This window comes from Streptomyces lancefieldiae, assembly GCF_031845825.1.
Taxonomy (GTDB): Bacteria; Actinomycetota; Actinomycetes; order Streptomycetales; family Streptomycetaceae; genus Streptomyces; species Streptomyces lancefieldiae.
Genome location: NZ_JAVRFH010000171.1, coordinates 1 through 2,796 on the forward strand (window position 1 = coordinate 1; position 2,796 = coordinate 2,796).

General features: G+C 68.5%; 1 protein-coding gene. It reads left to right on the plus strand.

Annotation, left to right across the window (positions count from 1 at the left end):
• Window positions 1–2,796 (plus strand): type I polyketide synthase (locus RM812_RS41255; RefSeq protein WP_311586032.1); only part of this gene is annotated, 2,796 nt, incomplete at both ends.

The window sequence follows — 2,796 nt, forward strand, 5'->3', positions numbered from 1 at the left end:
TCCGGGTGGGGTGCGGTCGCCGGAGGATCTGTGGGAGCTGGTCGCGGGCGGGGTGGACGCGATCGGCGGGTTCCCGGACGACCGGGGGTGGGACGTGGAGGGGATCTACGACCCGGAGCCGGGGGTCGAGGGGAAGACGTATGTCCGTGAGGGGGGCTTCCTGGCGGACGTGGCGGACTTCGACGCGGCGTTCTTCGGCATCTCCCCGCGCGAGGCACTGGCGATGGACCCCCAGCAGCGGATCCTTCTTGAGTTGTCCTGGGAGGCGTTCGAGCGGGCGGGTATCGACCCGGGGACGCTGCGCGGCAGCGACACGGGCGTCTTCGCCGGCCTGATGTACCACGACTACGCGGGAACCAGCAGCGAAGGCAGTCTGGTGTCGGGTCGTATCTCGTACACGTATGGGTTGGAGGGGCCGGCGGTGACGGTGGATACGGCGTGTTCGTCGTCGTTGGTGGCGTTGCATTGGGCGGTGCGGTCGTTGCGGGCGGGGGAGTGTTCGTTGGCGTTGGCTGGTGGGGTGGCGGTGATGGCGTCGCCGGAGATGTTTGTGGATTTCAGTCGGCAGCGGGGGTTGGCGCGGGATGGGCGGTGCAAGTCGTTTGCGGGTGGTGCGGATGGGGCGGTGTGGTCGGAGGGTGCGGGGTTGTTGTTGTTGGAGCGGTTGTCGGATGCGCGGCGTCGTGGGCATCGGGTGTGGGGGGGGGTGCGGGGGTCTGCGGTGAATCAGGACGGGGCGTCGAATGGGTTTTCTGCGCCCAGTGGGCCTTCTCAGCAGCGGGTGATCAGGGCTGCGTTGGTGGATGCGGGTGTGGGGGCGGTGGATGTGGATGTGGTGGAGGGTCATGGGACGGGGACGCGGTTGGGTGATCCGATTGAGGCGCAGGCGTTGTTGGCGACGTATGGGCAGGGGCGTGAGGTGGGGCGTCCGTTGTTGTTGGGGTCGGTGAAGTCGAATCTGGGGCATGCTCAGGCGGCTGCTGGGGTGGCGGGTGTGATCAAGATGGTGATGGCGATGCGGTATGGGGTGGTGCCGCGGACGTTGCATGTGGATGTGCCGTCGCCGGAGGTGGACTGGTCGGCGGGTGCGGTGGAGTTGGTGGTGGAGGAGCGGGCGTGGCCGGTGGTGGGGCGGCCGTGGCGGGCGGGGGTGTCGTCGTTCGGGATCAGTGGGACGAATGCGCATGTGATTGTGGAGGAGCCGCCGGTGGGGGAGCCGGTGGGGGAGCCGGTGGTGGGGCCGGTGGGGGATGTGGCGGGTGTGGTGCCGTTGGTGTTGTCGGGGCGTGTGGCGGGTGCGGTGGGTGAGTTGGCGTCGGGTGTGGGTGGGTTGTTGTCGGGTGGGGTGGAGCGGTGGTCGGTGGGGCGTGGTCTGGTGGTGGGGCGTGGGGAGTTGGAGCGGCGTGGTGTGGTGTGGGGTGGGGATGTGGGGGGTTTGGTGGCGGGTTTGGGGCGGTTGGCGGAGTCGGGTGGGGAGGCGGGGTTGTTGACTGCTGGTGCTGGTGCTGGTGCTGGTGCTGGTGCTGGTGCTGGTGCTGGTGCTGGTGGTGGTGGTGGTTTTGGTGTGGTGTCGGGTGGTGTGGTGTCGGGTGGTGTGGGGGTGTTGTTTTCGGGTCAGGGGTCGCAGTGGTTGGGGATGGGGCGGGGGTTGTATGAGCGTTTTCCGGTGTTTGCCGGGTTTTTTGATGAGGTGGTGGCGGGGTTGGATGAGGGGTTGGTGTCGGTGTTGTGGGGTGGGGATGAGGGGGAGTTGGAGCGGACGGTGTGGCAGCAGCAGGGGTTGTTTGCGTTGCAGGTGGCGTTGTTCCGGTGGGTGGAGTCGTTGGGTGTGGTGGTGGATTGTGTGGGGGGTCATTCGGTGGGTGAGGTGGCGGCTGCGCATGTGGCGGGTGTGTTGTCGCTTGAGGATGCGTGTGGGTTGGTGCGGGCGCGGGGTGGGTTGATGGAGGGGTTGCCGGTGGGTGGGGTGATGGTGGCGGTGGAGGCGTCGGAGGAGGAGGTGGTGCCGTTGTTGGGTGGGGGTGTGTGGCTGGGTGCGGTGAATGGGCCGGGGTCGGTGGTGTTGTCGGGTGTGGAGGATGAGGTGTTGGAGGTGGTGGCGGGGTTTGAGGCGTTGGGGCGTGGGGTGCGTCGGTTGCGGGTGTCGCGGGCGTTTCATTCGGGGTTGATGGATCCGGTGTTGGGGGAGTTCCGGCGGGTGGTGGAGGGTGTGGGGTTTGGTGGGGCGCGGGTGCCGGTGGTGTCGGTGGGGGATGTGGGGTCGGTGGATTACTGGGTGGGGCATGTGCGGGAGCCGGTGCGGTTTGTTGATGTGGTGCGGGGGATGGAGCGGCGGGGGGTGTCGTCGTTTGTGGAGTTGGGGCCGGATGGGGTGTTGTCGCGTTTGGCGGCGGGGTGTGTGGAGGGTGAGGGGGCGGTGTTCGTGCCGGTGTTGCGTCGGGGGCGGGATGAGGAGTTCACGGCGGTGGGTGCGTTGGCGCAGTTGTGGTGCCGGGGGGTGGGTGTTGACTGGAGGGGGATCCTTGATACCCCCACCGCCGGCCCCGCTGCCCTTGCCGGCACCGCTGCCCCCGCTGTCTCTGACGCCTCTGACACTTCTGACGCCTCTGACACTTCTGGTTCCGCTGCTGTTCCGGGCACGGAGGTGCCGTCGGTGCCGTCGGGGCCGGTGTGGTGGGATCTGCCGACGTATCCGTTCCAGCGGCGGCGGTACTGGCTGGAGCGGTCCGGTCCGGATGCCGGGGTCGCCCGGTCCGGGCAGGACCCCGCCGGCCACCCCCTCCTCGCCGCCGTCCT